This is a genomic window from Streptomyces sp. NPDC059373 (assembly GCF_042751495.1).
GTDB lineage: Bacteria > Actinomycetota > Actinomycetes > Streptomycetales > Streptomycetaceae > Actinacidiphila.
Map to the genome: position 1 here is coordinate 121,179 of NZ_JBHYXC010000007.1, position 19,239 is coordinate 140,417.

The 19,239-nt window shown below is 69.4% G+C and carries 11 protein-coding genes and 1 pseudogene; 1 reads left to right on the forward strand and 11 read right to left on the reverse strand.

Annotated elements, in window-relative coordinates; all coding sequences use genetic code 11:
- Positions 1-144: 144 nt before the first annotated feature.
- The 7 genes from ACFXJ5_RS14315 to ACFXJ5_RS14345 form a co-directional block, all read right to left on the reverse strand.
- On the reverse strand, positions 145-3,444 hold the full coding sequence (locus ACFXJ5_RS14315) for a putative Ig domain-containing protein (RefSeq protein ID WP_384630659.1): 3,300 nt from the start codon (positions 3,442-3,444) through the stop codon (positions 145-147).
- A 432-nt stretch (positions 3,445-3,876) separates the two neighbouring features.
- Positions 3,877-6,174: a TIM-barrel domain-containing protein gene (locus ACFXJ5_RS14320; RefSeq protein WP_384630660.1), complete on the reverse strand. Its 2,298-nt coding sequence runs from the start codon at positions 6,172-6,174 to the stop codon at positions 3,877-3,879.
- A 15-nt stretch (positions 6,175-6,189) separates the two neighbouring features.
- Positions 6,190-7,017: a carbohydrate ABC transporter permease gene (locus tag ACFXJ5_RS14325; RefSeq protein WP_384630661.1), complete on the reverse strand. Its 828-nt coding sequence runs from the start codon at positions 7,015-7,017 to the stop codon at positions 6,190-6,192.
- Positions 7,014-7,970 carry a carbohydrate ABC transporter permease gene (locus ACFXJ5_RS14330; RefSeq protein ID WP_384630662.1) on the reverse strand — a complete coding sequence of 319 codons (957 nt, stop codon included), beginning with the start codon at positions 7,968-7,970 and terminating at the stop codon, positions 7,014-7,016. The genes ACFXJ5_RS14325 and ACFXJ5_RS14330 overlap by 4 nt, the downstream gene beginning before the upstream one ends.
- A complete protein-coding gene (locus tag ACFXJ5_RS14335) occupies positions 7,967-9,241 on the reverse strand; it encodes an ABC transporter substrate-binding protein (protein ID WP_384630663.1) in 1,275 nt (424 codons plus the stop codon). Before ACFXJ5_RS14335 ends, ACFXJ5_RS14330 begins: the two co-directional genes overlap by 4 nt.
- Before the next feature lie 60 nt (positions 9,242-9,301).
- Complete coding sequence (locus ACFXJ5_RS14340) at positions 9,302-10,213, reverse strand: LacI family DNA-binding transcriptional regulator (RefSeq protein ID WP_384630664.1); 912 nt, start codon at positions 10,211-10,213, stop codon at positions 9,302-9,304.
- Positions 10,210-12,573, reverse strand: coding sequence for a SpoIIE family protein phosphatase (locus ACFXJ5_RS14345; RefSeq protein WP_384630665.1), 2,364 nt, complete (start codon positions 12,571-12,573; stop codon positions 10,210-10,212). Before ACFXJ5_RS14345 ends, ACFXJ5_RS14340 begins: the two co-directional genes overlap by 4 nt.
- 327 nt (positions 12,574-12,900) lie before the next feature.
- Between ACFXJ5_RS14345 and ACFXJ5_RS14350 the strand changes: the two genes are divergently transcribed.
- The gene (locus ACFXJ5_RS14350; RefSeq protein WP_384630666.1) at positions 12,901-13,257 is read left to right on the forward strand and encodes a hypothetical protein; all 357 of its coding nucleotides are present in this window, start codon (positions 12,901-12,903) and stop codon (positions 13,255-13,257) included.
- Between the two features lie 184 nt (positions 13,258-13,441).
- Here ACFXJ5_RS14350 and ACFXJ5_RS14355 read toward each other — a convergent pair whose 3' ends face one another.
- The 4 genes and pseudogenes from ACFXJ5_RS14355 to ACFXJ5_RS14370 all read right to left on the reverse strand — a co-directional run bounded on the left by ACFXJ5_RS14355 (position 13,442) and on the right by ACFXJ5_RS14370 (position 19,002).
- On the reverse strand, positions 13,442-14,827 hold the full coding sequence (locus tag ACFXJ5_RS14355) for an FAD-binding oxidoreductase (RefSeq protein ID WP_384630667.1): 1,386 nt from the start codon (positions 14,825-14,827) through the stop codon (positions 13,442-13,444).
- A 516-nt stretch (positions 14,828-15,343) separates the two neighbouring features.
- Positions 15,344-15,681, reverse strand: a pseudogene (locus ACFXJ5_RS14360) (RNA polymerase subunit sigma-24); the annotation flags it as partial.
- 701 nt (positions 15,682-16,382) lie between these two features.
- Positions 16,383-17,759: an alpha/beta hydrolase-fold protein gene (locus ACFXJ5_RS14365; RefSeq protein ID WP_384630668.1), complete on the reverse strand. Its 1,377-nt coding sequence runs from the start codon at positions 17,757-17,759 to the stop codon at positions 16,383-16,385.
- Positions 17,760-17,772: 13 nt separating this feature from the next.
- Entirely contained in the window at positions 17,773-19,002 is a 1,230-nt protein-coding gene (locus ACFXJ5_RS14370) for a hypothetical protein (protein WP_384630669.1), read from the reverse strand.
- Positions 19,003-19,239: the final 237 nt, after the last annotated feature.

A 19,239-nucleotide genomic window follows, 5' to 3' on the forward strand; every position in this document is an offset into this window, starting at 1 on the left:
TCCCCCTCACGCCTGAGCATCACCGAGGCAGCCGCACGCAGGGCAGGCCACCAGGGCACAAGAATCCGGACCAGCAGCGATGGCTTCCGGACGGGGGCGGCGACCCGGACATGGTGCGGGTCGCCGCCCGATCTCAGCCGGCCGTCACTGCGGCAGCGAGTTGAACTGCAAGAGCTGAACCTCGGCGATGTCGGTGTTTCCGCCGTGTTCGTCGAGAACCCGCAGCATCGGAAGTGACTGGTGCGCCGACAGCTTGAACACATACCACTGCTGATCGCTCGTCACGCCCGAGACGGTGAGGAAGGTCTGCCAGGTGGCGCCACCGTCGGTGGAGCTCTGCAGGACCGTCCCGTTGGCCCGGTTCGCGTACGACGCGCGGGGACGGATCCGCACCCCGTCGAAGTCCAGCGAGGACCCGTCCGTCGGTTTGACCGTCACCCAACCGTTCGCGGTGGTGGTGTCGGTGGCGGTGGTGAGGTCGCCGTCGAACATCCGCCACCCGTTGGCGGATGTGGTGCCGGTGCCGGGCCACAGCGGGGTGGACGCGTCGACCCAGGCCTGCGCGACGTCGGCGACCACCACATGGGTGTTCCACAGTTGCAGTGAGGAGCCATCGGTGGTCTGGTAGACCGTCGAACCGAGTTGGCCGTCAGCCGTGGTGTAGTCGGCTGTGAACCGTAGTGTGCGGCCGAAGTCCACGTTCTCCGGAAGCACCGCCGTAGCCTTCCAGTGCTCGTTGTCGGTGCTGGTGACCGTCGCTTCGACGCCTTCGATACGGACGTTGACCGTGGCCAGCGGTTGCGTGGCCACGAGGTCGAGAGCCACGGTGTCACCGTTGACGGCCTGGCCCGCCACGGGGTCGTCGGACGAGATCGTCGCGGACGAGATCGCCTGCGCCGTCTCGATCCGGACACCGTGGATCCGGAACTCGCCGAAGGACGAGAGCCCGGGGTAGTTCGGGTCGGTGGGCACCCCCGGGTCGTCTACCTGGACCTTGAAGAACCGGAACGACTGATTCTTGACCTGGTCCCGAACCGGGATCGTCTCCATCGCGAAGCCCGGGCTCGTGTTCGTGGTCTCCTGTGAGGTCAGCAGGGTCCAGGTCTGGCCGTCGTTCGAGCCGTAAACGTTTGCTCCCTGGGACCGGTTGGCGAAGTTGTACCGGGCCTGCAGGCCGAACGCGCAGGCCTTTACCCGGAACCCGGCCCCGAAGTCGAGTGTGAACGGAGCCGTCAGGTCGCCGGAGAAGGTGTTGATGTCACCGTCGACCAGGTTTGCCACGGCCGTGCTGGACAGCGATGAGGACACCAGCGCCGGGTAGGCGAGCGAGTCGTCGTCGGTGAGGGTGGGGTTGAGTAGTTGCAGCCCCTTCACCGCGTTCTGCACGGTGACCAGACCGGCCAGGAAGGTGCTGTCATCGTCGCTGTCGATGGTCCCCTTGACGGCGGCCACGGCGGCGTTGAACGCGTCGAGGGTCTTGATGACGTACGTCGCCTTGGAGTCGAAGCCCGCCTGCGCCGCCGTGAGTGCGCTCGGCCTGTCGGGCGTGACCACCAGGCGGACGTTCAGCACGGTGTCGACCGTGCCGTCGGAGGCGACAACGGTCCTGTCGAAGGTACCGGCCTGACCGCGTGTGGGCGTCCACAGGAACTCCCCGGTGGTGCCGTCGACCGTGGCTCCCTCCGGAAGCCCAGGCGCCTCGTACGTGAGGTCCTCGCCCCCGGAGTCGGTGGCGGCGAGCGACCGGTCGAGGGTCTCGCCGGCCACCCCGATGAGCGTGGTCTGCCGGCCCTGCGGGAAAGTCGGCGGGGTGAGCTGGGACTTGGCCTGCAGGTTGACGCTGTCGACGTCGACGTTCACGTCCGACGAGCCGACGACCGTGTAGTACGCCAGGTTCTCGCCCCCGGTGCTCCCGGGCAGGACGGCGTAGTCCATGTCGTAGGTGACGTAGCGCCATTGGCCGTGCGTGTCCGGCAGGCTCACGGTGTGGTAGGGCGCGAGCGACATGTTCTTGCGGATCTCAAGCGTTGCCGGGCCGCTTGTGCGAACCAGGACCCCGACGGGGCTGTACCCGTTGCGGTTGTCGTACATCAGCGTGCGGACCGCGATGCTGGTGCCCTTCTTCGAGGCCTGCATCCGGACGATGTCATGTCCGTTGTACGAGTGGTCCTTGGAGCGGTTGTCGAGGGCGATGCTGCGGTGCGCCACCTGCACCAGCGGGTTGGCGGGCAGCGCGGGCCGGTCCTGCCCGGCCACCTGCTTGGGCAGTGAGAGCCAGTAGTCCGGGTTGTAGTCGGGGTTGCTGTTCCAGAAGTTGTACGAGCCCGTGCCCCAGAAGAACTCGGGGCCGTCGGCCTGCTCGTGCATCTTGGCGACGTTGGGGGCCTTGTTCTCGACGTCGACGCCCAGGTCGTACTTGTAGACGTTGTACAGCTCGTCGATCGGGTCGAACTGCCGTCCCCGGTAGGCCTCGGACGGCTTGCCAGGACCACCGGTCGTGTCGATCCACGGGATGGTCCTGCCCATCATGTACGCGTAGAACGTGTCCGTTCCGGCGAGAAGCCGGTCCTTGCCGAACTCGTACGCGGACACGGCGTTCTTCTTGGTGGACGTGGTAGCGGTGACCGGGTCCAGCTTGGTGCCCTGCACCGTGATGATGCGGGCGATCTCGGTCAGGGCGTTGATGCCGTCCCAGGCATGAGCCTGGTCGCGGCCGATCTCCTGCTCCTGCACGAACGCGTGACCGTAAGTGTTCAGCGGATCGTTCGCGCTGATCTGGCGGATCAGGGAGATCAGGGACCCGTTGGTGTCGGGGTCCGGGTTGGTCGAGTTGACCGAGAACCACTCGACGCCCTGGTCGTAGCCTGCCCGGTCGTCGGTGAAGATGTAGCCGGCCAGCTCACCGACGAGTGGGTACGACTGCTGGCTCATGAAGAACGTGTTGCCGTACAGGAGGGTCTGGATGACGGGCGTGACAAGGTTGTCAGTCAGGTCCGTGGTGTCCGTGTCGGTCCAGGTGGTGTCGTAGCCGTCGGAGCCGGGGTTCACGCTGGAGTAGCGGAAGATCTCGGCCGCGGCGAGCATGCGCATCAGCGGGATGCCGGCGTGGATGTGGTCGTCCGCATACGACTTGTACTTGGTGGGGTCCATGTGGGACCAGGTGCGGATGATGTGCATACCGTTCTCGCGGTAGGCGGGGTCACCCGTGATGTAGTACTGGATCGCCTGGGTGTAGGCGCCGAAGGCGTCCTCGATGAACTTCGCTTCGACCCCCTGCGAGTCGAATGCGTCCGTCTGCGGGGTGTCGACCCCAGACCCACGGTTGACGGGGACGAGGGTCCCCGACGCGTACTTGGTGTCGAGCATCGCCGCGTAGTAGGAGGCCCACGGCTCCACACCGCCGAGCACCTCCCCACGAGCCAGAAGCAGGCTCGGCGCACTCACAGCGATTCCCGGGTGGACGAACCCCGCGCTGCTGGTGACCTGGTTCAGCGCGACGGTGGGGAAGGTGCTGGCTACCGGGCCGGCAGTCGCTCCCTCTGCCGGGAGTGCAGAGACTAAGACCGCAATCAGAACAAACATCGTGGTTGCGGTCGCCCGCCATCGCGCTTGTCTGAGCCTCTTCGTTATGTGCTGCCACATGCAACTCTCCTTTGGATTGCAGTGCCACCGACCCGGGGGCCGGACGCTGGTGGCGGCCGACCGATCGCCGCGCACAGCGGAGCCCCGGCGGGATCTTTGCACAACGGGAAGCCGATAGTAAGCGTTTGCTACAGATTTTCTCGTCCGCTGTTTTCTACCGATTTCCGTAAAAGCGTGCGGTGGCTGAGGCACGACAGCGGCTGGCCCCACCCCCGGTTTAGCGGGATCGTCAGGTCATAGTTGGTCCAGGGCTGACAGCGGATCGCCGGGGAAGTCCAGGACCGCGATCCTGGGTCCTGGCCCGGGCCCTTCCGGCTCCGTCTGCAGCCTCAGCCGGTCCCCGTCCCGGGTGGCCATGACAACCGTGCGGGCACCGCCCACGTCGTGGAGGACGGTCCGGGCGGTGTCCCGGGGCCGCGCCCAAAGGGCGGTCACCGCCCCGAAGCGATCGTCGCCGGCACGGTCGGCGGGGGCGGTGGTGAGCAGCAGGGCACCGGCGCGGATCCACAGTGGGGCGGTGGCCAGCGGCAGTTGGACGTCACGCCAAGCAGGCCCGGTGACGGCCGCGCCGCCCGCGTACGGCAGCCACTCGCCCGGCGGGAACCATACGGGCCGGCGGCCGCCCTCGGCGTAGAAGGGCGCGATCAGCAGGTCGGGGCAGAGCAGATACTGCAGGTCGGCGCCGTGGGCGTCGGGGCGGTCCGGGAAGTCGAGGCACATGGGGCGGGCCAGCGGCTCGCCGGTGCGGACGGCCTCGGCGGCGGCGGAGTACAGGTACGGGAGCAGGGTCATCCGGAGCCGGGCAGCGTGCAGGACAGCGGCGTGGGCCTCGTCGCCGAAGTCCCAGGGCAGTCGGGAGGTCATCCCGTGGAACCGGCTCAGCGGTGAGAGCAGTCCGAACTGGGCCCAGCGGGCGAAGAGTTCGGGGGGTGGCGTGCCGTGGAAGCCGCCGATGTCGTGGCTCCAGAAGGGGTGGCCGGTCAGCCCGAGGGAGAGCCCGGCGCGCAGGGTGGAGGCGAGGTCGGTCCAGGTGGAGTCGGGGTCGCCGGTCCATTTGGCGCCGTGTCGCTGGCCGCCGGTCCAGGAGGAGCGCCCCCAGGTCAGGCCGGGGCCGCCGGTGACCTCGCGGGTGACCTCGGCGGCGATGTCGTTGAAGAGGAGGGGATAGAGGTTGTGCAGGCGTTCGCCGGTCATGCCGTTGTGGGCGACGGCATCAGCCGGGATGGCCTCTCCGAAGTCGGTTTTGAGCACGGCCGCCCCGCTGCCGGCCATCGCCCCACGAATTCGCTCCTTGAACCAGGCGACGGCGCCGGGGTGGGTGAGATCGAGGAGCGCGGTGTCGGGGTGGTGCCCGCCCCACAGCTGGCCGACCCAGGTGTCTCCCGCGCCGGTTCGCAGAAACCAGCCGTTCTTCTCCACCTCGTCGTAGTACGGGCTGCCGACGCCGATGTAGGAGTTCATCCACAGCGAGGTGCGGAAGCCCTGCCCGGCCAGCTCGCCCACCATCCCGCGCGGGTCGGGGAAGGCCTCGGTATCCCAGCGCATGTCGGACCAGCCGCCGTGGGGCTGCCAGTAGGTGTCGATGTGCAGGACGTCGCACGGGAAACGGTGCTCGCGGATCCGCCGTGCGCGCTCGCGTACGCCACTGTCGGTCTCGAGCCTGAATCCGCCGGAGATCCATGGCCCGAAAGCCCACTTGGGCGGAAGCAGCGCCGGCCCGGTGAGGTCCCGGTAGGCGGTGACGCATTCGGCCGGGCTGCCGGTGATCAGGTAGTAGTCGAGGACCTCGTCGGGGACGGTGACCGACCAGGCGGCGGTGTTGCTGTGGGCGAGGTCGAAGGAGGCGGCGGCGGTCGTGTCGACCAGGACCGCGTAGCCCTGGCTGGAGATGAGGAAAGGGCTGGCCTTGTACGAGCGCGTACCGGTGGAGCCCATCGAGTCCTGCACCCAGCAGTCGACCCGCTGTCCGCGCAGGTCGAGGCCGGTGAAACGCTCACCGAGGCCGTAGAAGTGCTCGTCGGGCTCCACCGACCAGCTGTCGTGGTACGCGAGGCGGCCGTCGGCGAGTTCGGTGACGCCCAGCGGCAGCACGGTGACGGCGCCGCTGGAGTCGGTCACGTCCCTGGCCTGTCGCAGCACCCGGCCCCGGCGGTCCGTCAGCTCCAGCACCGGCGGTTCCAGCGTCACCCGCAGCCGTGCGCCGGGCAGTTCGAGGACGACGGCCCCCTCGGCGTGGGCGACGGCGAACGTTCCGGCCGCGCCCTCCGTCCGCGCACCGGCCGTCCGGACCCGGGACGTGGCCGGTACCTCCGCCATCCGCAGCGTGACCCTTACGACCGCTTCACCGGCGGGCCGCAGCCGCAGTGTGCCGGCGCGGCCGACGGCGGTACGTACGTCCATCTCGACGCCGTCCGGACCGGATCGGGTGACGGACGCCGTGGTCAGCGGATCGAGCGCGTCGGGGCCGGCGGGGGTCAGCGGTGGGCACGGGGCGACGAATGGGCGGTGGGTGCGGGGATGAAGGTCGGACATGGGCGCTCCTGCTCCTCAGACCCGGCCGCTGCCTGCGGCGAGGCCGACGACGACGAACCGCCGCAGGGCGGCGAAAACGCATACGACGGGGACGCTGATGAGGGTCGCGGTGGCCATCAGCGGTCCCCAGGAGGCGCCGTGCTGGCCGACGAAGCTGTTGAGGAAGACGGTGACGGGCTGCACGTCCGTGCTCTGGACCAGCGTCAAGCCGAACACGAACTCGCCCCAGCCGAGCAGGAACGACAGCCCGACCACCGCGACCAGACCCGGCACCATCACCGGCAGGACCACCCGCAGCAGCACACCGGGGATCCCGCAGCCGTCCACCAGCGCGGCCTCCTCCAGCTCGGGGGGCACCGCCCGCAGGAGCGGCCGGAGCACGATCACCGCGAACGGCAGGGTGAGCGTGGTGTCGGCCGCGATCAGGCCCACGTAGGTGTTGGTCAGCCCCGCTTGGTGCTCGATGATGAACAGCGGCGCCGCCAGTACGATGCTGGGCAGCAACTGCGCGATGAGCAGCCCCAGCACCATGGGCCCGGCTCCGCGCATCCGGATCCGCGCGATGGCGTAGCTCAGTGGCACGGCGAGCGGCAACGTGAGCGCGACCACCCCGGACGAGATCACCAGGCTGTTGAGCAACGCCCGCAGCAGCAGACCGCCGGAGAAGGCCGCCGAGTAGTTCGCGCCGGTGGCCGGGGCCGGGATCCACTGAGGAGGTTCGGCGAGAATCCGGTCGGGCTCTTTGAGGCTGGTTGCGACCATCCAGTAGGCGGGGAGCAGGAAGGCAGCGGTGATCAGTGCGGCGGCGACTGTGAGCAGCCAGGGGTGGCGGCCCGGCCTCATGTGACGGCGCCTTGGCCCGGGTCTGGCCCCCGGCCTTCCCCCCGGCGTTCCCGTCGTCCTTCACGCCGTAGCCGGATGACGTACAGGATCGCGCCGAGCAGGGGCACCACGAGCAGCAGCAGCCCGGCGGCGGCGCCCTGCCCGAACCGGAAGCGCTCGAAGAAGACCTGGTAGACGTAGAGCGGCAGGACGGTGGTGGAGTCGACGGGGCCGCCGGCGGTCATGACGAAGACGATGTCGAACACCTTGAAGGTGTAGATGAGGCCGAGCAGCAGCACCGTCAGCGACACCGGCCGCATCAGCGGGAGGGTGATCAGCCGGAAGCGCTGCCAGGCGTTGGCACCGTCGATGGCGGCGGCTTCGTGCAGTACCGGATCGATGCCCTGCAGCCCCGCCATGAGCAGCACCATGTTGAAGGGCACCCCCACCCACACATTGGCGAAGACCACGCCGGGCAGCGAAGTGGACGGATCGGTGAGCCAGTTGTGGGACAGCCCACCGAGCCCAACGGCCCGCAGCAGCGCGTTGTACGCGCCCGAGTCGGCGTCGAGCATCCAGCGGAAGAGCGTGCCGCTGACCACGGCGGGCAGCAGCCAGGCCACCAGCAGCAGCGACTGGAAGAGGCCGTTGAGGGGGAAGGGCCGGGCGAAGAGCAGGGCCAGCGCGAAGCCGATGGTGAACTGGAAGAACAGCGACCCGGCGGTGAAGGCCACCGACGCCTGTACCGCGTGCCAGAACGCAGGGTCGGACAGCACGGCCCGGTAGTTGGCGGCGCCGTCGAACGGCGTTGGCGCGTTCCCGATCAGCCCGGCCAGGCCCACGTCGTGGACGGAGGTCCATACGTTGTAGAACAGCGGATACGCGATCAGCAGGGCCAGGAAGGCCAGGCCCGGGAGCGAGAGGACGTATCCGGCTCGCTGCCGGCGGGTGGCGAGCGGGACCGGGCGGCTCACTGGCTCGGGCTCCCTGCCGGGCTCGCCGTCTGGCTCCCCAGCGCCTGGTCGATCTTGACCGCGGCGGCCTTCGCTGCGGCGTCCGGGCTGCTCGCCCCGGTGAGGACGGCCTGCTCGGCGTCGGAGACCGTCAGCGAGATGTCGGCGTAGTGCGGCCCGTACAGGCGGGGCCTGGCGAAGGGGAGCTGGCTGAGGAACAGCTTCAGGGCCGGGTTGCCGGCCCAGATGCCGGAGTCGGCCAGATCCTTGCGGGCGGGCAGGTCGCCGAGCGCCTCCAGGTACGGGATGAGGGAGCCGGGCTGCTGGGTGCGCTCGATGACCTGCCAGGCCTGGTCCAGGTGTTTGCTGCTTTTCATGACGACCCAGTTCTCGCCGCCGAGGCAGGTGGCCGCGACCTTGTCGCGGGGCAGGGCGACGACGCTCCACTTCACCCTGGACTGTTTGCTGAGGACGGGAACCTGCCAGGGCCCGTTGATCTGCATGGCGGCCCGGCCGCTCAGGAACTGGTCGTTGACGTCCTGCTGGGTCCATTCCACGCACTGCTTGGACAGCGAGCCCTTGCTGACCAGCTCGTCGAGAAAGGTCAGCGCGGTGGCCCCGTCGGTGGCGAAGGTGTCCAGGTCACCGCCGGCCTGCCAGAGGAAGGGCAGGAATTGGAAGGTCCCTTCCTCGGTCTTGATCGCGCTGAGCGCCAGCCCGTACCTGTTCCCGGTGGTCAGGGTGTGCGCGGCGGCGGCCAGCTCGTCCCAGTTCGTGGGCGGGCTGACACCGGCGGACTTCAGCATCTCGGTGTTGCAGTACAGGGCGAGGCAGTTGCTGTTGTTGGGGATGCCGAGGGTCTTCCCGTCGACCTGGCAGTCCGCCCAGGGGCCCGCGTAGTACTGGCCCGCCTGACCCCAGGCCTTGACGCGGGAGGTGAGGTCGGCCAGCAGCCCGTTGCCGCCGAGGGTGTTCATGTCGACGTTGTCGATGATCGCGATGTCGGGCAGGTCCCCGGTCAGGGCGCCCCGGGTGATGGCGTCGGTAAGGGAGGCGAACGGGAAGAACCGCCGGTGGATCGTGATGTCGGGCAGGTGAGCCTCGACGTCCTTGATGACGGCGGTCAGCCCCTTCTGGAAGTTGGGGGCGTCCCAGTAGTCCCACCAGGTGAGGGTGACGGCGCCGGCTTTCTTGCCTGAGCCGCAGGCGGCCAGGGCCCCGCCGAGGGCCAGAGATCCTGCGCCCGCGCCGGCTGCGCGCAGGAAGTCACGGCGGTCGATGGTGTGCGGCACGGTCCACTCCAGATGCGATGTCGAGATGCGAGATGTCGCATTTGAGATGCTACGTACTCCTCAAAGATCCGCGTCCGGTCCCGAGCGGCAGGGGCCGGTGCTGGCCCGCAGGGAGATCAGCGGTCTCAGCAGGACGTGCCGGGGCGGGGCGTCGGGCCGGCCCAGGCGCTCCATCATCAGCTCGACGCCGATCCGACCCATCTCCTGTGCCGGCACATCGGCTGCGGTGAGCTGCGGGGTCACCCGTTCGGCCCAGGGCCCGGCCGCCACGCCGGCGACCGAGAAGTCGCGCGGCACGACCCGGCCGGCACGGGTCAGCCCGCGGTACAGCCCGCCGAGGCCCGCCTCGTTCATCGTCACCACGGCGGTGGTCTCCGGGTCGTCCGCCAGGATCTGCTCCAGGCACGCCTCACCGGCGGCGGGGTCGTCGTCGCAGAGGTACGCCATTCCGGTGAGGCCCAGTTCCGCCATGCCCTCGGTGAATCCTTCAAGTCCGTGGTGCGCGGGCCCGTACCCGGACCGGAAGAGCGCTTCCGACCGGTTGACGAAGGCGATCCGGCGATGGCCCAGGTCCGCGAGGTGCCGGACGCAGGCACGCGACAGCACTCCGAAGTCCAGGTCCACCCACCAGGTCTTCTCCACGCCGGTACGTCCGATGCACACGAAGGGCACGCCGAGCGCAGTGAGATGGTCGACCCGGGGATCGTCCAGCCGGATCTCCATCACGATCACGCCGTCCACACGATGTCCCTCCAGCAGCCCGTCCAGCAGTCGCTGGAAAGGGGGGTCGGCGACCTCGGTGCCGGAGGTGAGCAGCACGTCGTAGTCGTGGGCCTGGGCCACCTCGGTCACGCTGCCGATGAAGTCCAGCTGCATCCCCGAGTAACGGCGCCCGCCGGGCGGGTAGACCAGTCCGAGCGTGCGGGTCGGCGCGGCGGATCCCGCGCTCCCTTCACGCTGGTCGGCGTTCACCGCGCTTCACAGGTTGCCGGCAGCGGTTGTTCGGCCCAGATGGTCTTACCGGAGGTGGTCTGCCGGGTGCCCCAGCTCTGGGTGAGCTGGGAGACCAGGAGGAGGCCGCGGCCGCCCTCGTCATAGGTGCGGGCGCGGCGCAGGTGGGGGGCGGTACTGCTGCCGTCGGAGACCTCGCAGATCAGGGTGCGGTCCCGGATCAGTCGCAGGTGGATGGGGACGGACCCGTACCGGATGGCGTTGGTGACCAGTTCGCTGACGACCAGTTCGGTGATGAACTCCGCTTCCTCCAGCCCCCACAACAACAGCTGGCGGGATGCCTGGATCCGGGCATCGGCGACGATCTCGGGATCGGCGGGCAGCGCCCACGTGGCGACCTGGTCGGTGTGCAGGGCACGGGTACGGGCGACGAGCAGGGCGACGTCGTCGGCGGGCCGCTCGGGCAGCATCGACTTGATCAGGGTGTCGCAGGTGAGCTCCAGCGACGGGGCCGGGGAGGCCAGGGCGCGGCGGAGCCCGGCGAGCCCGGCGTCGATGTCGCGGTCGCGGGCCTCGATGAGGCCGTCGGTGTAGAGGGCGAGCAGGCTGCTCTCGGGCAGTTCCAGCTCGGTGGCCTCGAAGGGCAGGCCGCCGACGCCCAGCGGCGGGCCCGGGGACAGCCGGAGGGTCTCGACCGTGCCGTCGGGGTACAGCACGCTGGGCGGGGGGTGCCCGGCGCTGGCGAGGGTGCAGCGGCGGGAGACGGGGTCGTAGACGGCGTACAGGCAGGTGGCGCTGATCTCGCCGGCGTCGGTGTCTGCGGTGAACTGTTCCTCGTCGGTGGTGAGGTGGTTGACGAGGTCGTCGAGGTGGGTGAGGAGTTCGTCGGGCGGCAGGTCGACGTCGGCGAGGGTCCGTACGGCCGTACGGAGGCTGCCCATGGTGGCGGAGGCGTGGATGCCGTGGCCGGCCACGTCGCCGACGACCAGGGCGACCCGGGTGCCGGACAGCGGGACCACGTCGAACCAGTCGCCGCCCACCCCGGCCTGGGTGCCGGCCGGAAGGTAGCGGTAGGCGACCTCGACGGCCGCCTGGCCGGGCAGGCCGCGTGGCAGCAGGCTGCGCTGGAGGGTGAGGGCGGTGGTGTGCTCGCGGGTGTAGCGGCGGGCGTTGTCCACGCAGACGGCGGCCCGGCCGGCGAGTTCCTCGGCGAGGAGCAGGTCGTCGGGCTGGAAGGGCTCCGGGCGCACCCGGCGGGTGAAGACGGCCACGCCGAGGGTCAGCCCGCGGGCCCGCAGAGGCACCGCCATGATCGAGTGAATGCCCTTGTGGTGGACGTTGGCGTTCCTGACCGGATCGCTCTCGACCCACCGGACGAAGTCGGGATCCGCCACCCCGCTCACCGCGGACCGGCCGGTGGCCAGCGCGCGGGCCGGCGGCGAGAACCCCGGGTAGGTGTCGACCTCGCCCAGGTCGACGGCGACCTCGGGCATGCCCTCGACGGCCGACCGGTGGGCGACCCGGCGCAGTGCGACGTCGGCATCGACCCGCTCGGCGGTCGGTTCCTCACCGTTCAGGACCGAGTCGAGCAGGTCCACGCTGATGAAGTCGGCGAGCCGCGGCACGACCAGCTCGGCCAGCTCCCGCGCGGTGCGCACCACGTCCAGGGTGGTGCCGATGCATGCGCCGGCCTCGTTGAGCAGCGCCAGCCGCTGCCGGGCCCAGTGCTGTTCGCTGCTGTCGAAGGCGGCGGTGCCGACGCCGCGCACCCGGCCGGAGGGGTCCCTGACCGGCCACATCTCGACGTTCCACGCGCGGTCGGCGGTGTAGCTTTCGTAGCGGGCCGGGATCCCGGTCTCGGTCACCTGACGCAGGTGCTGCGCGAATGCCGGGCTGTTGACGTCCATGACGTCACGGGCAGCGTGGTTGAGCCGCTGGTCCCGCAGCTCGGTGCCGTACGTGGACATGGCGACCGAGGCCTGGGCGAAGGCCCACTCGAGCAGCCTCGGGTCCGGCCCGTCGCCGGGCGGGTCCGGGGCGAAGGTCACGACGAACCCAGTGGCCCTGCCCTGCGCGTCCAGCGACGGCTGGACGCGCATCCCGAGCCCGAGCCGGCGGCCGTCGCGATGGCGTACGTCCACGGTCCCGCCCCAGGCCCGCGCGCTGACCAGGGCTTCCCGTACGCCGTCAGGGGTCTCGGCGGCGAGAAGTCCGGTGATGGGGCGGCCCACGACCTCGGCGGCCGGAAAGCCCAGCAGGCGCCGGGCGCCTTCGCTCCAGCCCGTCACGACGCCCCGCGTGCTCACGGTGGCCAGGGCCGTCTCGGCTGCGTCGGAAGGATCACGGGGCGTGACGAGAACGGGATCGCCGCGATGCTCCATCTCGCTCACCCCGCAGCCGTCGAGTCGCTCCCTTTTCTATCTACCATAGACGGGCAAAAACGACATAGCGCCCGGACCTCGCGCAGCGTCACGAGCCGGGGGGAGGGTGGCCCGCGCAGCGCGCACGGCCGGACCCCGGTCCGGCAAACCTGCCCCCCAGGCTCCGTACCGGGGGGCACGGCCGCAGGCGGGGCGCCTTCGTTCGGCGACACGCCCACGCCGCGGTCCCCCTCCGGTGGCGCCGCCTACCCGCAAGGAGTGGAGTGGCGGTGTGCGGCATCCGCGAGGCGAAGTAACGCGACCAGGGTGGTGGAGCACGGAGGTGCGATGGCGCGGCTCGTGGTCAAGGGCGAGGACCTCATCGTCCGCCTGTCGTGGTGGGAGAAGGCGGCGGCCCGGCGCCGCAACGTGCACGTGCCCCTGTCCACGGTCCACCAGGTGACCATCGAACCCGACTGGTGGCGCGCCCTGCGCGGCGAACGCGTCCGGGGCACCTGGATCCCCGGCATGCTCTCCCTCGGCACCCGGCAACACCCCCGCGGAAAAGACTTCACCGCCGTCCGCGCCCGCCGACCTGTCGTATGCGTCGAACTGCGCCGCCCCTCCCCCCACGCCCGCCTGGCCGTCACCGACCCCAACCCCGAAGCCGCCGCACACGCGGTACGCACCGCCGCAGGAATCTGACCCGGCCAAGGGGCGGTACGCCAAGAGCAGCCCCAGTCCGGCCATCGGTGGGTTCCCGTATATGACCGCCTTCCGTCACCCTCCGGACGCCCCTCCGGCGCCCCCGTTCTACTCCCGGGGCCGGCTGACAACGTGCCGGGCGGCTCTACCGCCCGGGCCCATATGAAACGCGGCGGCTGAGCGGCTACGGGGAAGTGCCGGCTGTGGGTGGGATGTTCTGGTTGAGGCGGAAGAAGTTGTCCGGGTCGTAGCGGGTCTTGAGCGCCACCAGGCGGCGGAACGTGCGCTCACCGTAGGCATGGCGTACGCGCTCAAGCCCTTCGTCTCCGAGGAAGTTGACGTAAACGCCTGACTGATGTGGCTCCATCGCGGCGAAGAAGCCTCTCGTCCAGGCGCGTTCACGCTCTCCGACCGCCTCGCCTTCGTCCGGCAGCCAGGCGCCGTTGATGTTGAGGTTGTGGGCGGCCTGCCGGTGTGAGTACGCGGTGGCGTCCTCGGCGACGCGGCTGACCGCGCCGCCGAGCTGGAAGATCAGGGCAAACGACCGTGGCGAGTCGATCCGCAGCGCGTGCTCGGCGATCACGTCGATGGCATCGTCCTTCAGGCCGCCGAGCTCGGTGGACTTCCAGTAGTAGTGCCAGCCGTGCGGGACGGTCGGGTCGAACATGCCTTGGAGGGCGGCGTAGGGCCGCGGCGCGATCAGGTCGAGGAGGGGGGAGCCGTACGAGCGCAGCGGTCGGAGCAATCGTTCGCCGGCGTCAAGGTCCCCGGCCCAGCACACGATCACGGCGCAGACCTTCCGCCCGTGCAGCTGGACGGGAATGACGGGCAGCGGCGCGACTTTTCGCAGACTGACGATCGTGGTGAGCTCGTCGGGGGCGGCGCTGATCAGATCGCGGTAGATCCTCAGCACGTCGGGGGTGTCTGCCATGTCCCAGAACACCGGCCCGGCCAGCACCTGCCGCTGGATGGGGTGCAGCCGGTAACGGAAGGACGTCACCACTCCGAAGTTGCCGCCACCGCCGCGCAACGCCCACAACAGCTCCGGGTCGTCCTCCTCGCCGGCGCGGCGGAGCTCTGCGTCGGCGGTGATGACGTCCGCGGTCAGCAGGTTGTCGGCCGTCAGGCCGTGCTTGCGCATCAGCCAGCCGATCCCACCGCCCAGGGTCAGCCCCGCGATGCCCGTGTGGGTGACGATCCCACCGGTCGTGGCCAGCTGGAAGGCCAGTGTCTCGTGATCGAAGTCGCCCCACAGCGCGCCGGGCTGGGCCTGGGCGACCCGGCGCGTCGGGTCGACGTGGACGGCACGCATCAGCGACAGGTCCAGGACCAGTCCTGCGTCGCACAGAGCGGTTCCGGCCACGTTGTGGCCGCCGCCCCGGATCGCCACGAGCAGCCCGCGCTCGCGGGCGAACCGGATGGCCGCCAGCACATCGGCGGCCCCTGTGCACCGGGCGATCAGGCCGGGCCGGCGGTCGATGGCGCCGTTCCAGATCCGGCGCGCCTCGTCATACCCCTCATCGCCAGGCGTTAGCACCGGTCCGGCGAACCCACTGATCTCGGCCGTCATGAGACTCACCACCTCATGCCTTCAGCGTCTCCCCCAGCGCCGGGCATCGCAACGACAGAAGTCCGATCCGCGCGTCGGTGGCACAGTCGCGATCTGCGCGGCCAGGGCCGGAGCCGTCCGATAGCGCGCGGCGCCGAGATCTTCGAGGACCGGCCCTTGGAGGTAGGGCACCGCTGACTGTGGTGTGGCCTCCTCCGTCCGGACACCTGGGAAGGTGGGCTTGATCCGCTTTGGCGGACATCCGAGATCAGGGGTTCAGCGGGTCTTCGTGGATCAGCCTGGGCGAGCCGCTTTCGGGCAGCCGAAGCGTCGCGGATGGGTCGCCTTCACCGGGGACTTCAGCGGGCGGGTCTGTTGAGGCACCACGTCTCCGGCGCGCCTGTCATCGTCGCTGAGCTTCCCAGCCGGCAGCGCGTCGTGCAGCTGGTCTCGACCCGCCTGCTCACATGAGGCGACCGCTGTGGCCACGGGGCCGCGCCGAGTGCTGCGGGCAATTCCGAGCCCGACCCGTCAGCGTCACCGGTGGGCGTTGAGCCGGGCGAGCTGGCGCGTCAGGTGGTCGCGTTCGGCGAGGTTGGGTGCCTTGTGGGCCGCCTCGGCGTACAGCCGTGCAGCCGTCGCCAGGTCGCCTTCGCGCTCGTGGAGGTACGCCGCAACCGCGGCGTGGCGGGGCAGTGAGTCGTCCAGCGCCGCGAGTGCCGCCAGGCCGGCGCGCGGTCCGTCGGCCTGGCCGACGGCCACCGCGCGGTTGAGCCGGACGATGGGACTGTCGGTCAGGCGCGCGAGCTCGTCGTACCACTGGAGGATCTGCACCCAGTGGTCTCCTCGGCGGTATGCGGATCGGCTGGATTCGCGGGGATGCGCGGATCATCACTCGCCTCACCGAGGCCAAGAAGGCCATCGACCTGGCCACCGCGGTCCTCGAACAGCTCATCGCCGCGGACTTGATCACGCGAGCGGACGAGGCCCGTGAACAGCGAGCCTCGAGTCTGCAGCTCCAGCTGCGTACAACCGGGCACGTTGTGTGCAGAGGCGGCCACCCTGGAAGTGGACTCGTCCCACCGGCGGAACGGGGCTGTGGATCGACACCGGCGCAGATGCGGTCGCCCTCGTCGAGCACGCTCGTCGGCGCGGCGTCCGTATCGTCCCCGGACCAGCGTTCTCGGCATACGGCGCTTTCCGCCGCTTCCTCAGGCCACCGATCTGGCATCCGCGCCATGACCTCCAGGAAGCAATGAATCGCCTGGACCTGTGACCGGTTGTGCCCCTGGCGCGACAGGTGGTGACTCGTCGGGCCGATCAGATCGTTTGCGCTGGCGACAGCTCCCTCCCCGCTATCCCGAGTCGGTGATCGTGCACGTGTGCCAGCACAGCGACCACCCGACTCTCCGGCCAGCACGATCCCGGCCGTCCAGCAGGCTGGCTTCGCGGACTCACAAGCCGTTGGGGTGGTCCGCCGGCCGGTACTCCTTCTTCGGCACGGTACGGGCAGCACCGGCCGACAGTGGTCGGACACGGCCGGATGCATGACCGTGCCCGACCCACAGTAGAGGGACTAGCGGGCGTGGTTGAGGATCCAGTCACGGACGCCCGGGATGTTGTAGGCCACCTGCCAGGTGCCCATGTGCTCGCTCCCGCCGTTGCCGCCGGAGCCTGTTCCCGGGAGCGTGCCGGGCGTGAAAGAGGCGAAGTTGAAGTTGGCGTGGGCCGACTCCATCGCCGTGACGTCGGCGCGGAACTGCGATTGGGTCGCCTGTCCGTCCCAGGTGGCGGTGGTGACCTCGGCACCGAGGGGCTCGATCTCGTCCACGATGGCATTGATACCTGGGTAGGCCTTGGTGTCGCCCTGGGAGACGCACACCCACATCTTCTTCTCGGCCAACGGGTCGGCCTGGTCAGCAGGCCATTGGCCGGCGACGATGTACGAGGAGGCGAACATGTCGGGGTGGCGGATGTTCATGCCCAGCGACATCATCGCGCCCATCGACTGGCCGGTGGCGTGCAGCTTGGTCGGGTCGATGCTGTATCGAGTGGTCAGCCACTTGACGAAGTTCACCGTCGCGTCGAAATAGGTCGAGGGCTGGTAGTCATCGTCGATGACGATGGCCGGGTAGGCCGGTGCCACCACGACGCACTCATGCCTTGCCTGATCCTGCGGACTGGCCCATACCGTGGCACCGACGCCTTGGACCAGCGGGGCGAGCGGTCCCGCGTTGATGACGCTCGCGTCGTGCATGAAGAGAACGAGCGGGTATGACCTGCGCCGGTCGTAACCCTTCGGCAGGTACAGGTTGTAGGGCAACACTCGCCCGGTCGCATCGTCGGTGTAGGTGTACTGCCGGAAGTCGTCGACGATCAGGTTCCTGGTGGCCGTGTTCATGACGGGCGTAGCGCTCGGCGCGTACCGGACGCCGCGGGCGGTATAGACGGCCTCGACCTGGGTGACGCTGGCTGAAGCGGGCACGACCTTGTGGCTGGCGGTCGTGTCTCCCACGACGGGCCCGCCCGCGCCAGGTCCGTCGCCGGTGCTGGGCAACTGCACCCACAGCAGGGCGGCGGCGTCGTCGAGGGACAGCTCAAGGACGACGTGCCGACCCGTGTCGGCCTGGTGCTCCGGGTTGATGTCGGCCTTGGCGGCGGTCCACACCTTCGTGATGGTTCGGTCGGCGACCTGGTATGTCGACGTCGAGAGCCGGTTGCCGCTCACCTCCGCGTCGTATCGCAGCACGAGATGGGTCAGCTTTTGGCCGGCACCGTAGACCTGAGTTACCGCGGCGACGCTGCGGAGGTGATCGGTTCCCGCGTCGAGCGGGCTCGTGCGGTCGATGGTCGCAGCGGCCAGGGCCGGCTCCTGGAGGAGGGCCGCGGAGCCGAGGGCCGCCAGTGCGCCTGCGGCGCCGCCGGCCAGAAGGGATCGCCTGTTGATGGTCATGGTAGTTCCTTCCTCAGGCCAGCGACTTGGCGACGCGCTCGGCTTGCTTGGCCAGCTTCTCGGCCGAGCCGGGAGCGTAGCCCGAGTCCACCGCCGAGTAGGTGACGTGGGCGTAGTTCCACCGGTCGGCCATGTTCTTCGCACCGCCCTCGAACATCGAGGCGACGAAGGCGTACTTGAATCCACAGGCCTCCCGGATGTCCGCGGCTGTGTCCGTCGACAGCTCCGGCGATGCGCCGATGAACACGGCGCTGCCGAGCCGGAAGATCCACAGGGGTGCCGTGGCCGTCCCGGTCGGGGTGAAGTCGTAGCTCGTCACCGGCCCAGTCGGGTGGCCCTGAGCGATCGTCTGCACGGTTGCGGAGGTCTGCGTGAACTTCAAGGCCGTGCCGGCGCCCTGGCTGGCCCTGATGGTCTGGGCGACGCGGACGACCTCGGTTCCGAGCCGCTCGCCCTGGGCAGTCAGCAGCAGCCAGCCATTGTCCTGAGCGTCGATCTGGGACCAACGCTTGTCCTTGTCGATGACGTAGCGTTTGGATCTGAACGCCGGAAACTGGTCACCGCACGCGCCGACAAGGAAGAACCCCACCGTGTCGCCGCCGTACTGCGACTCCACGTGGGCCACCGCGGCGCCGGCCAGATCGGCGCTGATCGGCAGATCGCCATTGGCCATGACCGATTCCATCATCACGCATGACTGGACGTTGTAATTGGCCAAGACCGCGATGGGATTGCCGCTCAGGTCGTCGAACCGGGCCACGGCGACCGTCTTGTTCGAGGGCAACGCCTCGCCGGTCCCGAGCCACCATCCGTCTGTGGTCTCGACGTTACGGTTGACGTTGACGTCGCACGTCCCGTATCCGTAGCCGACCTTGGCCGCCTGCAAGCGACCTACGGCCGCGGTGACCGCGGTCTGGCAGGCCGCGACGATGTTCTGGACCCACGTGGCCATCTGGGTGGACTGCGTCGAGGAGAAGACGTGTGGGGCCGAGAAGGTGTGGGTGACGGTCACCATGATGTTGCTGCTCGGGACGCCGGCCGTCTGGTTGATGACCTGCCGCATGTCGGCTATCGCCTCGGAGCTGATCGAGGTCAGGTCGACGATGACCAGGGCCAACGTGGTGTCGCCGTTCTGCAGGAGCAGAACCCGCACGTAAAGGTCGTCGTGGACGGTCGTGAAGTTGTCCAGGGGCAGGAGCGAGTCGGGGATGGAGATGGCCGACTTGCCGGCGCCGACCTTCAAGGTTCCCTTTCCAGAAGCGGCAGCCAGGGCCGGCGTTGCCATCGCCGCAAGGGCCGCCGTGCTCAGCGCTGCTGCTGCTCCAGCACCCAACAGAGTACGACGGCTGATAAGCGTCGCGTCAGGCGTCTCGTTCTCGTTCTCGTTCTCAGAACTCACCGCATGACCTCCACAATTGGGACCTCGGTGATTTCATGGGTTCTCCTTTGTAGTTGTCGAGGCAGCCGGGACGCCGCGAGT